The following is an 18,658-nucleotide window of genomic DNA, read 5'->3' as shown; positions in this document are numbered from 1 at the left end:
AAAAGAAATTAAATAACCTGAGTCCTTATGAATATAGGACTCAGGCTGCATAAGTGTGCTTTTTTATTCCTGTCTACTTGACAGGGGTCACTTCACCAGGGCTGGGCGCTTTTTTTAATGAGGGGGATAAGTCAGGGTGAGACTCTATGTAAGGAACAATAGAGTTCTTGGATGCATTTCCTAACTTAAATGATAATGATAATTATTATCATTGTCAAGGGGGAAATTTATATTTTCTTTAGTCAGTTCAAACCTGACAGAGAGATTTCCGTATTTCCAGCGTTCATTACTGTCCATGTTTAAATGAAAACGTCAGTGTTTGTTCACAAATCATCTTATTTTTTTCCCCATTAAATTTACCGGGAAAACTTTTTGTCCAAAAAAAGAAGCATGAACAGAATGCTTTATTTTAAAATAAACGATTCAAAGGGATTTAGTCTTATTTTTGTGTTATGATGTCTCATTTGTTTTCCGGTAATCAGGTTTGTTAATGGGGAAGTACAAAACTCATCCGGAAGCTGAAAGTCCGTTACATGGTCACTGGGATTTAATACAACCAGTGCCTGATCGCCTTCACGTTTTTTTACAAATGCAATCCAGTTTTCATCATCATGGGCGGGCTGGATGAATGTTAACTCACCTTCATTGCCGAGTAACGGATAATTGTTTCTCAAAGCAATTAAGTGTTGAATATGGTGAAATAGATCTCTGTTTTGTTGATCTCGATTCCATTCCATACATTTCCTGCACCCGGGGTCTTCCCTTCCGGTCATTCCAATTTCATCCCCGTAATAAATGCACGGAGTTCCAATAAACGTCAGTAAAAAGGTAAAAATCTGCTTCACTTTTCTTACGTCACCATTACATTCCGATAAAATCCGGGGGGTATCATGACTTCCGACCAAATTAAACAGCACTTGATTGATCTGATCGGGATACATAAATAAAATCGTGTTCATCTGTTCGACGAACTGTTTTGGCGTGAGGTTTCCCCTGGCATAAAGGTTTAAGATGTTCGTAGTAAAAGGATAATTCATCACTGCATCAAACTGGTCTCCTCGAAGCCATGGCATGGAGTCATGCCAGATTTCCCCAAGAATATAGAGTTCAGGTTTAATGGATTTGACTGCTTTTCGGAATTCTCGCCAGAAGGCATGGTCCACTTCATTGGCCACATCAAGCCGCCAGCCGTCGATATCAAACTCCCGCACCCAGTAGCGCCCCACTTCCAGCAGGTATTCTTTTACTTCGGGATTTTCGGTGTTTAGCTTCGGCATCGTGTGAACGAAAGCGAAGGTGTCATAGTTCGGTTTTGGTTGTAACCGGAGCGGGAATTCCCGAATATGGAACCAGTCTTTATAACGGGACTGTTCACCATTTTTTAGCACGTCCTGAAAGGGCTGAAAATAATAGCCGCTGTGATTAAAAACCGCATCCAGCATCACGCGAATACCCCGTTCATGACAGGCTTCAATGAGGCGGTGAAGTGTATCTTTGTCACCGAACTGAGGATCTATTTCCATATAATCAATGGTGTCGTATTTATGGTTGGAAAAAGCTTTAAAAATAGGTGTGAAATAAATACCGTTCACCCCCAGCTCCTGGAGATAATTAAGCTTTTGAATAACCCCTTCCAGATCACCGCCAAAAAAGTTATCAGGAGACGGTTCCTGACTTCCCCAGGGCAGGGTATTTTCTGGGTCGTTATCACGGTTACCATTAGCAAATCGTTCCGGGAAAATCTGGTACCAGACCGTATTTTTCACCCATTCGGGAGCCCGAAATACATCTGCAGGATTTAAAAAAGGAAAACAAAAATAAGAAGCAGGGTCATCAATTATCTTGTCAAAGAATCCTTTTTCACCAAAAAATAAACGGTCCGTTCCGTCATCGAGCAGAAAACCATACCTGATTCGCCGATATGGCGGAGAGATTTCGACCTGCCAGTAGTCAAACAGATCATCACTCCCTCTTTTGAACATGTCCTTTTCATGTTGTACCCAGTTCTCATGTATCCATTCATAGGGATCACCATAAACCAGTTTCACCTGTACAATGTCATTTTTCTTTGTCCGGATTCGAATGTGAAGACGGTCATTTGTGCAAGCGTATGCATAATTATCTTTTGGGCGATGGTAAATGGATTCACGAAACATGGCTTTTCCTCCCGGGGTAAGATAGATATATATTAAGAGTATGGAAATCTGTTATTTCTGTCAATTTATTTTTAGAATTTTTAAATAAATATTGAGATTTTGAAAAAAAGGTGTATAATAAAACACAAAACATGCAACCGTTTTCATGATTTTATTTTTTGCCTCTTTGTGCAAACGGTTGCGCAAAATGATAGGAGGGATTATTATGAAGAAAAGCATTTCCTTTTTGTTTTTGTTTCTCTTCCTGCTTGGACTGTTAGCCGCATGCGGTCCATCCAGAGATACGGTTAAAGACAGTGGTGCAGATGAACAGAATCCAACTGCATCTGAGGGCGAGCAAGAATCAAGCGCAGAAGGCGACAAACCCGAAAAATTAGTTGTATGGATAAATGATGAGGAATCTCAGAAGAAAGCCCTTGAAGATATTTTTGCGAAATATGAGGAAAAAACAGGCATACAAATTGAAACTGTTCCCATGAGTATGCTGGATCAGGTAGAGGCCATATCGCTCGACGGGCCTGCAGGCAGAGGGCCGGACGTTTATTTCCAGCCACATGACCGAATAGGGGATCTAGTGCTCCGGAGTCTAGCTGAACCTGTGGATTTGAGTGATGTCAGGGAACAGTATGTAGAAACCGCCATAAACGCAGTCACGTACGATGGAAAAATATGGGGAGTGCCATCCGTTGTTGAAACCTATGGTGTCATTTACAACAAAAAGCTCGTTGACCGTGCTCCTGAAACCATTGACGATTTAATGGCAATTGCAGAGGAATATACGAATCCTGAAAAAGATGAGTACGGCTTTTTGATGGAAGCTGCGAACTTCTATTTTGCTTATCCATTTTTCAAAACTTATGGAGGGTATGTGTTTCATAAAGAAGGCAGTACTTATGATATAGAAGATATCGGCCTTGCCAATGAAGGCGCAGTAAAAGGCGGAGAATTGATCCAGTCATGGTTCAAGAATGGATATATTCCAGTAGAAATTAATCCAGATATTATGAATGGCCTGTTTTTAGATGAAAAAGCAGCCGTTGTGTTAACCGGCCCGTGGGCACTTCCGGATTATAAAGAAAAGCTGGGAGATAACCTTGGCACGTCTGTTCTGCCTAAAATTGAGGGAGAAGTGGCAGAATCATTTGTCGGGGTTAAGTCATGGATTCTATCTCCTTATTCCGAACATAAAACATGGGCAGTCGACCTAATGAAATTTGTGACAAATGAGGAAAACTCACTGCAGTATTTTGAAGTAGCCGGGGAGATGCCGGCAAATCAGGCAGCTTTAAACAGCAATACAGTACAAAATGACGAATTAATCAAAGCATTTGCGGAACAAGTGCAGTATGGTGATCCGATGCCATCAGCTCCAGAAATCCAGCAAGTATGGGAGCCTATTAACAACGCCCTTTCCTTTATTGCTAATGGGGAGCCTGTTGAGCCTACTCTCCAGGAAGCGGTAAACCTGATTAAAGAGAACATTCAAGCTGCAAAACAGTAGGATTGACTGGATACACACCTGACTCCGAACAAATACCTGATTCCAGTCCGATTGACCCATTGATCGATGATTTAACGGATGGATTGAATCAGGGCTGATCTAATCCCCATCTTTCCTGAGATAAATTTTACCGGGATAAACACTGCCCTGATTCCTTCTCAAACCATATCGATTAAATACGACAAAAATCGATAGATGACAAACACCCCGTCGGGGGAAAGGGAGGGGATTCTGGTTGGCTACGCAGGGGGCACCAGTTAAGTACAGCAAACATAGTCCGGCACTCGCAATGACTTTGTCACTTATATTTGCTGGATTTGGGCAGCTATATAACCGGAGATATATCAAAGGAATATTGTTTATTGTCCTTGAGGTGTCTTTTATCTTCACTTTGGGGAGGTTTATTAATTATGGTTTATGGGGCCTGCGCACGCTGGGAGTGACACCCCTTGAAGACCATTCCATTTTCCTGATGATTTATGGTCTTATATCGCTCTTATTGATTGCATTTGCACTCGGCTTGTATATATTGAATATCCTTGATGCGAAAAGAAACGCCGAAAGACTGAGACAGGGTGAGTCCAATCCAAAAATGAAAGAGACCATTCGAAATGTCTGGGATCGTGGATTCCCATATTTATTCATCACACCGGGACTTTTTATGCTGACGTTTATCGTCATTCTCCCTATTTTATTTACGCTTTCACTTGCATTTACCGATTATAATCAATATAACTCACCACCCGGTAATCTGCTGAACTGGGTTGGATGGGACAACTTTAAAAAGTTAGTCACCCTAAATACGTGGAGCGAAACTTTTTTCGACGTATTTACCTGGACAATTGTATGGACCCTTGTGGCAACAACACTGCAAATTGCTCTCGGTTTATTTCTGGCTCTTATCGTCAATGATCCACGCGTGAAGTTTAAAAAATGGATTCGGACAGTCCTCATACTCCCATGGGCTGTTCCGGCATTTGTCACCATATTGATATTTTCTGCCATGTTCAACGGAGAGTTCGGAACTATCAATCGGGATCTTCTAGTACTGTTTGGTTTAGAGATCCCCTGGATGCAAGATCCTTTCTGGGCAAAAATCGCCCTGATCATGATTCAGACCTGGTTAGGTTTTCCGTTTGTGTTTGCTTTATTTACCGGTGTGCTTCAGAGCATTTCAAGGGACTGGTATGAGGCTGCAGAAGTGGACGGGGGAAGCCGCTGGCAAAAATTTCGCTACATTACATTCCCTCATGTAATGTATGCAACAGCCCCGCTATTGATCATGCAGTATGCTGGAAATTTTAATAACTTTAATATTATTTATCTCTTTAATGAAGGGGGCCCCCCAATTCCAGGGAAACGTGCCGGGGGTACAGATATTTTAATCTCCTGGGTTTATGATTTAACCTTTGAAATTAATCAATACAACATGGCAGCGGCTATAACGATAATTCTCGGGCTGATTGTAACGGGCTTTGCCTTTTATCAATTCAGAAAAACCCGTTCCTTTAAAGAGGAGGGGAATATGTAATGAGCAGGAAAATGAAATCGCGCCTGGAAGTTTCTGCTATTTACTTTGTCATATTTGTGATGTTTGTTGTCATTTTTTATCCGCTGTTATGGACGGTGGGGATGTCATTAAATCCGGGAAAAAGTTTATATTCTGCTTCTCTGTTTCCGGAAAACTGGTCACTCGAGCATTATAAATGGCTTTTTACAGATCCGGACAGTGAGTATTTACTCTGGTATAAAAATAGTTTAATGGTGGCAACGGTTAATGCATTTTTTTCCGTTATATTGACTTCGCTGATTGCCTATGCGTTTTCCCGTTACCGGTTTATCGGGAGAAAATACGGGCTTTATGCCTTTTTGCTACTTCAGATGTTCCCTGCTATCATGGCCATGGTTGCGATTTATATTTTATTAAACCTGATCGGGCTGCTTGATACTTTAACCGGCTTGATTCTTGTTTACATTGGCGGACAGATTCCATTTAATGCCTGGCTTGTCAAGGGGTATTTTGATACGATCCCCCGGGAACTGGATGATGCAGCAAGAATTGACGGGGCAGGTCATTTCGGCGTCTTTATCCGAATCATGCTCCCCCTTGCGAGGCCGATTTTAGGAGTTGTCGCACTGTTCAATTTCATGGCTCCTTTTATGGATTTTCTGCTACCGCGAATCGTCCTTCGCAGTCCAGAAAATTTCACCCTGGCGGTTGGATTGTTTAATTTTATTAACCAGCAATTCGCGAATAACTTTACAAGATTTGCTGCAGGCTCCATACTAATAGCGGTACCTATTGCAGTCGTTTATCTGCTCTCACAGCGTTATTTAATCACAGGTCTAACTGCTGGAGGTACAAAAGGATAATCAGCAAGGAGGAGCACTGGTGAAAAAAATGGTGGTATTCGTCGCGGCATTTTTGTTCTTTCTTTCTTTTTTTTCGTTTCTTCCAGAGTCCATTTCTGCTGAAGAACATGAAGACAGAACATGGCAGGATGAAACGATTTATATGATTCTGATTGACCGATTCAATAATGGAAACTTCAGCAATGATTATGAAGTCGACCCTGACGATCCATTTGCCTATCACGGCGGAGATCTGGAAGGAATCATCAAGCGATTGGATTACTTGAAAGAACTTGGTTTTACAGCCATATGGATCACGCCGATTATGGATAATCAGGAAAAGGTTATCATGGCTACTGGATTACGGATTTTCAAAACGTTGAGGAACATTTTGGAACATTAGAAGACGCCAAACGTCTGGTACAGGAAGCCCATGATCGGGATATGAAAGTGATTCTTGACTTTGTTGTCAATCATACTGGCTATGACCACCGGTGGCTCAATGATCCGGAAAAAGCGGACTGGTTCCATGAACAGACACCCATCCTGAGTGACAACCAGGAAAATTTAGAAAATGGCTGGCTGGCCGGTCTTCCGGATCTGGCCCAGGAAAATCCTGAAGTTGAGCAATATTTATTCGATACAGCCGAGTTCTGGATTTCAGAACTGGGAGTTGACGGATTTCGTCTCGATACAGTCAAACATGTTCCGAAATCTTTCTGGGAAACGTTTGTCGACCATGTAAAGGGCTTAGATCCTGATTTTTATATGTTGGGAGAAGTCTGGACCAATAATCCTCAATATATAGCGGAATACGAAAAAACAGGAATTGACTCCTTCGTCAATTATCCGATGTATGAGACAGTGGTTGACACATTTAAGCAACCCGGTCAGTCTTTAGATCCGCTCTTTGCCATCTGGGAACGAAATAAGTCTGTTCTGGAACGTCCGGAATGGTTAGGAAATTTTATTGACAATCATGACAATCAACGATTTATCAGAACGGCTATAGAAAACCAACAGCATCCAAGAACACGTTTGAAACTTGCCCTGACTTATTTATATACAGCTCCGGGAATTCCTGTGATTTATCAGGGAACGGAAATCCCAATGGATGGGGGGGAAGACCCTGATAATCGAAGGATGGTCAATTTTGCGGCTCAGGATGAGGAGCTCAGGGATTATATCAAACGTCTCGGTGAACTCAGACAAAGAAATCCTGCTTTAAGGCGGGGGGATTTTGAACAGGTGTATCAAGAAGGGGCCTTTAGCATTTTTCAACGAACCTATCAGGATCAGACAATGTTGATTGCGATTAATAATGATACCGAGGAACACATAGGATCCATTCCGGGATTAGAAGATGGATTGCAATTGCGCGGGCTATTGCATGAAGATCTGATTAAGCAAACCGATGAAGGGGAGTATAAGCTGGCCATTCAACCGGAAACCGCGGAAATTTACCTCGTGGAAGAAGATGAGGGATTAAACTGGTCATTGCCCATTCTTATTGTAGCGGTTTTTAGTGGTTTTATCTGGTTTGTGTTTATGGCTGGTCGAAAACAAAAGAATAAAGTGTAACTGCATGGGAGGGGACAGCATGTTAAACGATACGAGTTTTGCCATTCATCCACAAAACAGTGAAAAGATCGGAAATACATCATATCAGGATATTGGAGAACTGCTTGAATTCAAGAAAACTGAGCGGGGATATCGATTTCAATGTACCGGGGGTTACGTATATATTTTGTTTTACCGCCCAGATATTGTCCGGATTGTGATGAATCCCAATCAAATCCCTGAACTGGATGATTCCCGTGCTGTGGTGGGAAAACAGCAGCTGACAGAAGTTAGTGAAGTCAGAGAAAATGATTTAACCCTGAATAGCGAAAAGCTTCAGCTCAGGATTAGCAGGAAGCCATTCCGCATTCAAATTTTAGATCAACAGGGAACTCCGCTACTGATGGAAACAAGCCGGGGCATGGGATTTAAAAAAACCGGCGAAGTGATTGGTTATAAAGTTATGCATGAGGATGACCATTATTATGGATTCGGTGAGAAAACTGGCTTTTTAGATAAACGAGGAGAAAAATATGAGATGTGGAATACAGACGTTTATGCTCCTCATAACCCGGAAACCGATCCGCTGTATCAGTCGATCCCTTATTTTATGACGCTCCGCAATGGCCGGGCACACGGTTTGTTTTTTGATAATACTTACAAAACAGTGTTTGACTTAAAATCGGAACCTGATTATTTTTCCTTTATGGCTGAAGGAGGACAGCTGGATTATTACATGTTTGCCGGTCCATCACCGAAAGATGTTGTGGAACAATATACGTACTTGACCGGGCGCATGCCAGTGCCGCCAAAGTGGGCACTTGGCTATCACCAGTCACGCTACAGCTATGAGACCGAACAGGAAGTAAGGGAAGTTGCTGGCGCTTTTCTTGAGAAAAAAATTCCTCTGGATGTGATTTATTTTGATATTCATTACATGAATGGCTACCGGGTTTTTACCTTTGATCATGAACGTTTTCCAGATCCAGAAAGGTTGATCGCTGACTTGAAAAAGGCCGGTATACGAGTCGTTCCTATCGTAGACCCGGGTGTCAAAAAAGATCCGGAATATCCGATTTACCAGGAAGGGATTCAGGGCGATCATTTCTGCAAATATCTTGAGGGGAATCTTTATACCGGTGATGTCTGGCCGGGGGAAAGTGCGTTCCCTGATTTTACCGATGAAAAGGTAAGAAAATGGTGGGGAGAAAAGCATGCTTTTTACCGGGAACTTGGGGTTGAAGGAATCTGGAATGATATGAATGAACCCGCAGTTTTTAATGAAACGAAGACCATGGATACGAGCGTCATGCATCGAAATGACGGAAAACCGGCTACCCATCGGGCTCTCCATAATATTTACGGATTCATGATGGGAAAAGCAACCTATGAAGGAATGAAAGAAGGTTTACAGGGAAAGCGGCCATTTTTGCTGACAAGAGCCGGTTTTGCAGGGATTCAGCGGTATGCAGCGGTCTGGACGGGCGATAATCGAAGTTTCTGGGAACATCTGCAGATGTCCCTGCCAATGGTCATGAATCTGGGGCTTTCTGGGGTGGCTTTTGCAGGAACCGATGTCGGAGGCTTTGCCCATGATTCAAACGGTGAACTGCTGACCCGCTGGATGCAGGCAGGTGCTTTTACGCCGTATTTCCGCAACCATTCAGCCATAGGCACAAGACGTCAGGAACCATGGGCATTTGGGGAAGAGTATGAAGCGATTATGAAAAAGTATATTGAACTACGCTATCAGTGGCTGCCGCAGCTCTACAACCTGTTTCGCCAGGCCCATCAAACCGGAGTTCCTGTCATGCGGCCGCTATTGATGGAGTATCCGGATGATCCGAAAACATACCGTCTCCATGATCAATTTATGATAGGAGACAATGTGATTGTAGCGCCGATAATGTCCCCGGGAGTCACTGACAGGGCTGTATATTTGCCTGAAGGTGAATGGGCCGATTATTTCAGCGGCGATATGTACGAGGGAAATAAAGTTCATCTCATTCATGCTGAACTGGATCAGCTACCGGTTTTTATCAAACGTGGTACAATAATAGCGCATGGATCGATGAAACAATCTACTATGGAAAAAGATAAGCAGATGACGTTTCATGTTTATGCTCATCATCAGGGAAATTATCAGTATACGTTTTACGATGATGATGGGGAAACGTTTGATTATGAAAAGGGAAAATTTCTTGAAATCCATGTCAGCATGAACTGTACAAAAGAAAAAGTAGAACTGGAATTGAAAACCGTACAAAATGAGTATCATCCATTATATAAAACGATCCAGGTTGTCATTCACCATTTGGACGAAGGTCAAAAAATAGAGGTCAATGGCAAGTCGATTGCCCGACAACAGAATCAGGCGGTGATCTCTGTTCCAGTTGAACGATCATAGAGTAGGTGAAGAAAATGGGAGTTACCATAAAAGATGTAGCAAAAAGAGCAAATGTGGCTCCATCAACTGTGTCAAGGGTTCTGGCTAACAGCCCGAGAATCAGTGAAGATACGAAAAAAAAAGTGCGTAAAGCTATGAAAGAGCTCGGGTATCATCCAAATGTCAACGCCCGGAGTCTGGCCATCCGATCTGCCAGGGCGATTGGGCTTGTTATGCCCCATTCTGCAGACAAAGCACTGCAGAATCCTTTTTTCCCTGAAGTCATGAGGGGAATCAGCTCCATTGCCCATCGTTTGAATTATTCTTTAAACATTTCCACCGGTGAATCAAAAGAGGAAATTTTTGAAGGTATTGAGAGGCTCGTTCAGGGCGGACGGGTGGATGGATTGATACTTCTATATTCCAGAGTGAATGATCAGGTCGTGCACTTTTTACTGAAAGAAAACTTCCCGTTTGTCATTATTGGCAAACCTGACGAACACGAAACGGAAATCACCCATGTGGATAATGATAACATCCGGGCTGCAAAGGAAATAACGAACCACCTCATCGATCTGGGACATCGAAAAATTGCTTTTATCGGAGGAGGAACTGAATTGATGGTAACCCGTGACCGCCTCCAGGGTTATCAGCAGGCTTTGCAGGAAGCGGAAATTCTACGACTGGATCAATATCGGGTTCACACAGAGTTTTTACGTTCCGGAGGACAAAAAGCAGTAGATCAGCTATTTAAACTGGGTGAACCTCCTACGGGAATTGTCATAGCAGACGATTTAATGAGTCTGGGGGTAATTACCATGCTGGAAGAGTATGGTTTACGTGTTCCCGATGACGTTTCCATTGTAAGCTTCAATAATGTTTATCTTTCGGAAATATCAAAACCTCCATTAACAACAGTCGATATCAGGATTTATGAATTAGGAGCCCAGGCAGCCAAATGTTTAATTGAAAAAGTGACCAATAAAGATGAACCAGCTAAACGAATCATTGTTCCCCATGAAATCATATACAGGCAATCCACGAAAGAAGCTCCTGCTCTTGAATAAAGGCAGGAGCTCTTGGATTGTTTGGAAATGATAAAAATCAGCGGATATGGATCATTTTGTATTGGTCCTGGTGCAACGCCATCCTCTGAGACCCCTGCCATTTCCAGTGTCGGCAGGAACCTACTCGAGTATTCGGTGCTGAAAGGGTTATGAGTTGTTCTTTTTATCCCTGAACAGGAGAGGAGGGTTACCTTCTTATCTATCGTTATACATTTATCGATGTATCCCGGGAAACATGATGTTTGCTTTCTGAGGCGGAAACAATTACGGCAGCCGATCCGTCACCGGTGACATTCAACGATGTTCTGAACATGTCAAGAACACGGTCGATACCGGCAATCAGGGCGATACCTTCCAGCGGAAGATTGACAGAAGTGAGCACCATCGTCAGCATGATCAGTCCAGCTCCAGGTACTCCAGCAGTACCAATGGAGGCCAGGGTTGCTGTAAGCACAATGGTTAATTGTTCAGAAAAGCTTAAATCTATGCCGAAAAACTGGGCTACAAACAAAGCACAAACTCCCTGATAGAGGGCCGTTCCATCCATGTTAATGGTTGCTCCAAGGGGAAGGACGAAACTGCTGACTTCTTTTTTGACGCCTAAATGTTCTTCTGCACTTTTAATCGTTACCGGGAGAGTTCCGGAGCTGCTCTGGGTACTAAAGGCGACAATAGATGCGGGTGCAATTCCCTTAAAAAATTTCAACGGGCTCATGTTTGCTAAAAATTTGACGGCAAGAGAATAGGTGACTGCAGCATGAACAGCCACTCCAGCAACGAGGGCAGCCAAGACTTTAATCAATGGCATTAAAACGGACAGACCGTATTCTCCAATAATGGGAGCCACCAGGCCAAAAACCCCGATTGGGGCGTATCGCATTACTATTCCCGTAATCTTATACATAATTTCGGCAAACTGTTCAAAAAAACGGCGTACTGTTGCTGCTTTTTCTCCTAACATGGTTATCCCTAAGCCAATAAAAATAGCAAAAAATATGATTTGGAGGATATTCCCTTCAGCAAGGGAGCTAATAGGGTTAGTAGGAACAATATTTAGGATTGTATCTACTATTTCCGGCGGTTCCTGGGCTTCAACGGATTCAGCAGACTCTTCTGAGATGTTTAAACCTGATCCAGGGGAAAAAAGATTGCCTGCTGCCAGACCAATGACAATGGCAATCGCTGTGGTAGCAAGATAATATAGAACGGTCTTGCCGCCCATACGCCCAAGTTTTTTTACATTTCCGGTACTAGCAACTCCAACAACGAGTGAAGCGAGTACAAGCGGAACTACAATGAATTTAATTAAACGCAAAAATAAGTCCCCGAGCGGCTGTACATAGCTGGCATGTTCACCTAAAAGGGATCCAGCAAAGATTGCCAGAATAAAGGCAAGTAAAATTTGAGTCAAAATATTTTTCATGTGTTGCCCTCCTTTTCTTAAAAGGTTTTGGTATGGAAAAGTGCGATGAATGTTTTAGACGATTTCTCCTGGTGTGTAATCACCTCCTCTAGAAAAAATGATATATTACGGAATTTTCAAAAAAATACATCCATATTTTACTAAAAATCGTTCAAAAGATGAAGGGGGACAGTGCTGAAATAGTAGAAAATCATCCAAGGCGTGACGAAATGTTGAGAAGACAATAAAATAAAGGAGGGCTGATCAAGGGGCAGATCGGATTAGGCATTCTGATAGGCAGACACTGCCCCTCGATCAAGGAGTTTTTTAAAAAGTATCCGATAATCATGAATGGGAAGCTCCCCATTGATATATTTTTGCTGGCAATAATCCAATAAATGATTCACGGACTCGGGATACTGGTTTCGTTCGTTCATATAATCCTGAATAAGCTCGTTGATGTTCATCGAAATCCTCCTTTGTGTACAATCGTATGAAGCTTGCCAGCAAAAGTTGTCTTTTTTGAAAAAAATTTATGTTCCATCTTTTTGAATATTGCACGATTAAACGTTTCAAAAACATTTCTGATGAATAAATGACTTACTTGATTTTTTCCTTTAGTCAATCAGGACTGAGCTTCGGTTAATCTTGCTCGACAGAAATGCCGGTTGTCAACGTGGAGCTTTGAATAGTCTTATCCTAAACAATTGGATCATGGTTCTGAGATAACGAAAAAACCAGCCATGCTGTCATAAACATGACTGGTTTTTTAACCGGACATAATAAGTTGACATTCAGCTGCAGTTAAAGGACTGCTTAAAGTTGAACATACAAACATAGCTCATGCCCTATTAGCTGTGTCTGTATTTCGTGTGGCTGGAGTTAAGGAATTCAGCGAAAACTTTCCAGGATGGATGGCCCATGGCCTGCCAGCATAAACACGGTGCACTACCGTGGATTATTTATACGTATTATTCAAAAAGAAGAGTGCGATTGTACCCGGGCCGGCGTGGGCACCAATGGCCGCTCCGATGGTATGAATGATGATTTCCCTGGGATTATATTGTTCCCGAATCATAGCCGCGAGTTTTTCGGCGTTTTCAAGATCATCTCCGTGGCTGATGGCAATAACCTGATTGTCTATGTCAGTCCCCCGCTCCCCGAGTATGTCCACCATGCGTTTGTAAACTTTTTTCGATCCCCTGATTTTTTCTAGAGGGACGAGTTTTCCGTCTTCCACATGTAAAAGAGGTTTGATTTTTAGTAAACTTCCCATAAATGCCTGGGTGCGGGTCACCCGTCCGCCCCGATATAAATATTCCAGGTCATCTACGGTAAAAATATGTTCCATATGGGAAGCATGGTATTTGGCCATTTCGAGAATGTCTTCCCGGGACGCGCCTTCTTTTGCCAGTTTAGCCGATCTGAGAGCGACAAGACCATATCCAAGGGAGGCACATTTTGTATCCAGTACATCGATCTGTGCATCTGGGTAGTCTTCCTTAACCTGTTCTTCAGCGATTTTTGCACTCTGGTATGTACCGGATAACTCTGAAGAAAAGGCCAGATAAATACACGGCTCACCTTTTTCAGCATATTTCCTGAAAACTTGCTTGAACGATTCCGGTGTGGCCTGGGCGGTTTTTGGGGCAGCTCCCTTTTTCATTTCTTCATATACTTTTTTTGGCTCAATCGTTCTTGAATCTTCATAATCCTGCCCATTTAAATGGACCAGAAGCGGCACCATATCTGCCTGAAATTCTTCATAAAAGTTTTTTGGTAGATCACTGGCGGAATCAACAATGATATTGACGTTCATTTTTAACCCCCACTATAATAGTTCTAATGATTTGTTGTTATTAGTTTATAGCTAATTACAGCTGTCCGTCAATGTTCATGGAAAAAAATAGTGTCAGGAGGACGTTATGTTTTTATTTGAAATGAAACGATTTATGATCGTCATACTCGGTTCTTTATTTAATGCGATCTCACTGAATTTCTTTTTAATTGAAGCCAATGTCTATGCAAGCGGATTTACCGGGCTGGCTCAGCTCTTGTCCAGCTATTTTCGAGATTTTATCGGCATTGATGTCTCAACCGGTATTTTGCTTTTGCTTCTAAATATTCCAGTGGTGATCCTCGGATGGCAAAAAGTCGGAAAAGGTTTTACGATTTACAGTTTACTATCCGTACTCATGATGACATTCTTTTTAGAAATACTACCTGTTGACGCCCAATCCAGCGATATCATTCTTAATGCCGTGTTTGGAGGAGTGATTGGGGGAATCGGTGTAGGGATAACGCTTAAATGGGGGGCTTCAACAGGCGGGATGGATATCATTGCTATGATTTTGTCCCGGATGAAGGACAAACCTGTAGGAAAATACTTTTTAATTTTTAATGGGATCATTATTGTTATGGCGGGTCTTATGCACGATCCGGAAAAATCTCTGTATACCATGGTTACCCTGTATGTTTCAACCAGGGTGATTGACGCCATTCACACCCGCCATGAAAAACTGACTGCCATGGTGGTCACATCCAGAGCAGAAGAAATCACAGAAATGGTTCACAAAAGGATGCTCAGAGGTGTAACAGCTGTTCCGGCCAGGGGAGGATTCACGAAAAAGGAAAAAAGTATGCTATTTATTGTCATTACCAGGTATGAACTGTATGATTTGGAGAAAATTATTAAAGACATTGATCCACATGCCTTTACAAATATTGTTCAGACAACAGGTATATTTGGATTCTTCCGGAGAGATGATGCGAAGATGTAACTTCTCAATATACGAAACGTCTATTAAGTGACAAATGATGTTGAAAAGGGTGTGTAGCCAAACATGAAACAATTGCTCCTGACAATGATGGCACTTCTTTTTTTGTTAGCGGCCTGCGGGACAGACGATCTGTCCAATGGTGATGGAGGAAATCAGGGAAACCTTGATGACCAGACCGGGCATCAAACGAATCCGAATGATCATGGGGGTGGTCAGGTGATCGATCAGCCCGAAGAATTGACAGAAGAAGAATTGTTGGCGATGATTGATCAATTAAATTATCGTACTGCTGTTCAGCCGGATATCGAACAGACTATCTTTACTATGGAACTGATAAACACTGGAGATGATACGGTTGAATTAGGATTTTCTTCCGGCCAGCAATTCGAAATTGTTGTCACAAATGCTGAGACAGGAGAAGAAGTTTATCGATACTCGGAAGGAAGGGCGTTTACCGAAGCTTTTGTGTACAAACCAGTTGAACCAGGACAGTCCCTGACCTGGAAAGAAGTGTGGGAATACGGTAATGACATTCAGCCAGGAACTTACAATGCCGAAGTCACAATACTTGCATCCCAAATCAATAAACAGGTCATTGAGGGACAGCCATTTGTTAAACAATTCTCATTTGAAATACCAGAAGAAAAGGAAAGGTCAGCTTTCCACAATGTGAAAGTTGAAGGAACCGCCGGCAAGTACAAGGTAACAGGGGAAGCAAGAGTATCTGAAGGTGGATTTATGTATCATGTAGAAGATGGGCATAACTTGCTCGTGGAAGATACCCCGGTGCAGGTTGCAGAAGATGCTGACTCCAGCTGGTCTGAGTTTGAACTAGATATTGAAATCCCTGAAGAACAGCTTCCTGTTAACGGCACTTTAACACTGGTATTATATGAAGAAAATAAAAAAGAAGGGAAACCTGGAAGCCAACATCATGTAACCCTTGAGCAGATTATTCAGTAATCATAAAATGCCGTCCAATTCAGCGGGATGGCATTTTTTCTATTCTCAACATTTATGGTCATATCTATCGTATGAAATCAGAACGGATAAACATATCAGGTATACGGCAATTATCCGCGAGTGTTGTTTTTTTGAAAAATGTACAGTCCATTGTGTTGACCCTCCTGTTGCAGGAGACTCTACAATAGAATTGTCATTCCACATCATTCCCGGAGGATTTATAGCATGTACAGAATCGGAATCTTTTCTCAAATGAACAGGGTATCCGTAAAGACGCTCAGACATTATGATCAAATCGGGCTTTTTAAGCCCCGTTATGTCGATGATGAAACGGGTTATCGCTATTATTCTTCCGACCAGATACCCGTTCTCCATCAAATCCTTGCCTTGAAAAAAATCGGGTTATCTTTAAAGGAAATCCATTATGTTATCCATGATTATGATACAACAGAACAGATGATTTCTTTTTTGGAACAAAAACAAAAAGAAACAGAAGAATTGATTATGTCTGAGCAAAAGAGGCTGATTGAAATTGGTTTATTGATAAAACAATTAAAACAGGAGGGTGAAATGATGAAGTATTCTGTCATTATAAAAGAGCTTCCAGAAGTCATCGTTGCTTCCGTGCGGCAAAAAATTGCGAATTATGATGAATTTTTTAAACTCTATCCGAAAATGGGAAAACAGATGAGGAAGCAGAATGTCACATGCGCAACGCCTGAATATTGCTTTACGATCGATCATGACGGAGAGTACAAGGAGTCGGATATTGACGTAGAAGTTTGCGAAGCTGTAACCGATTTTGGAACGGATACCAATGATATGTTATTTAAAAAGATACATGCGGTGGAGAAGGCAGCATGCGTCATTCATAAGGGCCCCTACTCAACGATTGGGAATGCTTATGCAGCAGTCATGAAATGGATTGAAGAAAACGGGTATAAAATGGACGGGATGCCGAGGGAATCCTACATTGATGGCATCTGGAATAAAGAAAATCGAGAAGAATGGATGACCGAAATACAGGTTCCCATCAAATAAAAAAACGACCTGCCCGGAGTATGAAGGGGCAGGTCGTTTATCATTGATGAACGCTCAGTGGATGTGGATTACTTTGAATTGGGGTGCAGCTGCAGTGCCCGCTCCCTTGAGCTGTCCCTCTGCGGTGGCAGTCTCCTCGGGTATCCTCAGGCAGTCTTCAGCAATTTAGCGGGGTGTTTTAAGCTTTTTTGTGTATGTAGCGTCTCAATACCCATGTTTTTTGAACACTTCTTCTACCTTTGGGATCAGCTCATCCCATCCTGCATTCATGCTTTTGTTGACTGTAATAAAATTTTGATATCCAAATACATTGTCAACACCTTCAAGTTCCATAAGATCGTTCAAAATGGCATGTTCACTCGTTTGACCTGGCATAACAGAGACACTGGCATCTCCTTCGAATATGGCCCGGTCTGCTGTAAATTTCATCGCATTTGGATTTGGTGTTGATTCTGCAATCACACCCATATTAATCCCTCCCTCATCTCTTATATATTAGCATGAAAACTGAAAGAGATAAAAGGCCTGGTTGATGAATTATGTTCGTTCGAAAAAAAGTTTCTGGATCCGGCGGGTAATTGGTCCTACACTTCCGTCGCCAATACGTATATCATCAATGGCCTTAACAGGCAGCACTTCTGCAGTTGTTGACGTAATAAAAGCTTCATCCAGCTCTTTTAAATCGTTTAAAGACATGACTTTTTCTTCGCATGGAATTTGTTTTTCCTTGCAAATATTGAGAACAGCCTGCCGGGTAATACCATTTAAAATGAACGAATTGGCCGGATGGGTAATGAGAACCCCATTCTTTACCCCAAAAAAATTAGAAGATGATCCTTCCGTCACATGGTTCTCGTTTCGATAAAACAGGGTTTCAAAACATCCGCGTTCCTTTGCTTTTTGTTTTGCGATGACGTTCCAGAGCAGATTTAGACTTTTAATGTCACAGCGGAGCCAGCGCAGATCTTCAACAAGGGTCATTCGGATTCCGTTTAGTTGTTCTTGATGTGGTCGTGTAACTGGCAGAGGATAAGCAGTAAACACAGGTTCAGGATGTTCCGGGAATCCATGATTGCGAGGGGCAGCCCCCCGGGTAATTTGCAGGTAAACAGCTCCATCACGGATATAATTCTTCTTCATAATTTCTTTCAGTTTGTTCTCAACCTGATGCTCCTTTACATTGAATGGAATACCGACTTCATTCAGGCTATATTGAAGACGGTCGAGATGCTCCTGTAACATAAAAAAATTGCCGTGGTACATCCGGATGACTTCGTATACTCCATCTCCGAACTGATAGCCCCGATCTTCAAGATCCACATTCGCTCGATCCCGTTCAACAAGTTCTTGGTTCACCCATACATACATTTCAGTGTCTCCTCTCCACTACAGGGAAATTCTTTTTCATCATATTATCCCTGTTTAGCAATCATGTAAAGGGGAAAGCATA

14 protein-coding genes and 1 pseudogene are annotated in these 18,658 nt (G+C 42.2%); 9 read left to right on the top strand and 6 right to left on the bottom strand.

The window, feature by feature from the left end:
• Positions 1-404: 404 nt before the first annotated feature.
• Complete coding sequence (locus tag EDD68_RS08215) at positions 405-2,156, bottom strand: glycoside hydrolase family 13 protein (RefSeq protein ID WP_132371763.1); 1,752 nt, start codon at positions 2,154-2,156, stop codon at positions 405-407.
• Positions 2,157-2,361: 205 nt separating this feature from the next.
• Here EDD68_RS08215 and EDD68_RS08210 point away from each other — a divergent pair, with 205 nt between their 5' ends.
• The 6 genes and pseudogenes from EDD68_RS08210 to EDD68_RS08185 all read left to right on the top strand — a co-directional run bounded on the left by EDD68_RS08210 (position 2,362) and on the right by EDD68_RS08185 (position 11,022).
• Complete coding sequence (locus EDD68_RS08210) at positions 2,362-3,657, top strand: sugar ABC transporter substrate-binding protein (protein ID WP_132371762.1); 1,296 nt, start codon at positions 2,362-2,364, stop codon at positions 3,655-3,657.
• Positions 3,658-3,946: 289 nt separating this feature from the next.
• The gene (locus EDD68_RS08205; RefSeq protein ID WP_132371769.1) at positions 3,947-5,188 is read left to right on the top strand and encodes a carbohydrate ABC transporter permease; all 1,242 of its coding nucleotides are present in this window, start codon (positions 3,947-3,949) and stop codon (positions 5,186-5,188) included.
• Entirely contained in the window at positions 5,188-6,030 is an 843-nt protein-coding gene (locus tag EDD68_RS08200) for a sugar ABC transporter permease (RefSeq protein WP_132371761.1), read from the top strand. The genes EDD68_RS08205 and EDD68_RS08200 overlap by 1 nt, the downstream gene beginning before the upstream one ends.
• A 28-nt stretch (positions 6,031-6,058) precedes the next feature.
• Positions 6,059-7,590: pseudogene (locus EDD68_RS08195) on the top strand (alpha-amylase family glycosyl hydrolase).
• A gap of 19 nt (positions 7,591-7,609) precedes the next feature.
• Positions 7,610-9,976: a glycoside hydrolase family 31 protein gene (locus EDD68_RS08190; RefSeq protein ID WP_132371760.1), complete on the top strand. Its 2,367-nt coding sequence runs from the start codon at positions 7,610-7,612 to the stop codon at positions 9,974-9,976.
• 14 nt (positions 9,977-9,990) lie between these two features.
• The gene (locus EDD68_RS08185; RefSeq protein WP_132371759.1) at positions 9,991-11,022 is read left to right on the top strand and encodes a LacI family DNA-binding transcriptional regulator; all 1,032 of its coding nucleotides are present in this window, start codon (positions 9,991-9,993) and stop codon (positions 11,020-11,022) included.
• A 205-nt stretch (positions 11,023-11,227) separates the two neighbouring features.
• Here EDD68_RS08185 and EDD68_RS08180 read toward each other — a convergent pair whose 3' ends face one another.
• From EDD68_RS08180 to EDD68_RS08170, 3 genes are all read right to left on the bottom strand, one after another.
• On the bottom strand, positions 11,228-12,445 hold the full coding sequence (locus tag EDD68_RS08180; protein ID WP_132371758.1) for a dicarboxylate/amino acid:cation symporter: 1,218 nt from the start codon (positions 12,443-12,445) through the stop codon (positions 11,228-11,230).
• Positions 12,446-12,705: 260 nt separating this feature from the next.
• Positions 12,706-12,891, bottom strand: a complete 186-nt coding sequence (gene yppF / locus EDD68_RS08175) for a YppF family protein (RefSeq protein ID WP_132371757.1) — start codon at positions 12,889-12,891, stop codon at positions 12,706-12,708.
• A 491-nt stretch (positions 12,892-13,382) separates the two neighbouring features.
• Positions 13,383-14,243, bottom strand: coding sequence for a DegV family protein (locus EDD68_RS08170; protein WP_132371756.1), 861 nt, complete (start codon positions 14,241-14,243; stop codon positions 13,383-13,385).
• A 106-nt stretch (positions 14,244-14,349) separates the two neighbouring features.
• On the opposite strand from EDD68_RS08170, the gene EDD68_RS08165 reads away from it, so the two are divergent.
• The 3 genes from EDD68_RS08165 (at position 14,350) to EDD68_RS08155 (ending at position 17,208) form a co-directional block, all read left to right on the top strand.
• Positions 14,350-15,204 carry a YitT family protein gene (locus tag EDD68_RS08165; RefSeq protein WP_132371755.1) on the top strand — a complete coding sequence of 285 codons (855 nt, stop codon included), beginning with the start codon at positions 14,350-14,352 and terminating at the stop codon, positions 15,202-15,204.
• 63 nt (positions 15,205-15,267) lie between these two features.
• The gene (locus tag EDD68_RS08160; protein WP_132371754.1) at positions 15,268-16,167 is read left to right on the top strand and encodes a BsuPI-related putative proteinase inhibitor; all 900 of its coding nucleotides are present in this window, start codon (positions 15,268-15,270) and stop codon (positions 16,165-16,167) included.
• A gap of 225 nt (positions 16,168-16,392) precedes the next feature.
• Complete coding sequence (locus tag EDD68_RS08155; protein ID WP_132371753.1) at positions 16,393-17,208, top strand: MerR family transcriptional regulator; 816 nt, start codon at positions 16,393-16,395, stop codon at positions 17,206-17,208.
• A gap of 204 nt (positions 17,209-17,412) precedes the next feature.
• On the opposite strand, the gene EDD68_RS08150 is transcribed toward EDD68_RS08155, so the two are convergent.
• A complete protein-coding gene (locus tag EDD68_RS08150; protein WP_132371752.1) occupies positions 17,413-17,676 on the bottom strand; it encodes a NifU N-terminal domain-containing protein in 264 nt (87 codons plus the stop codon).
• Positions 17,677-17,745: 69 nt separating this feature from the next.
• Positions 17,746-18,576: a D-amino-acid transaminase gene (dat, locus tag EDD68_RS08145; protein ID WP_132371751.1), complete on the bottom strand. Its 831-nt coding sequence runs from the start codon at positions 18,574-18,576 to the stop codon at positions 17,746-17,748.
• Between the last annotated feature and the right edge of the window lie 82 nt (positions 18,577-18,658).

The organism is Melghiribacillus thermohalophilus, assembly GCF_004342905.1.
Lineage (GTDB): Bacteria > Bacillota > Bacilli > Bacillales > Alkalibacillaceae > Melghiribacillus > Melghiribacillus thermohalophilus.
The sequence above is the reverse complement of the archived record's forward strand: the minus strand, read 5'-3'. Positions and strand labels throughout refer to the sequence as shown.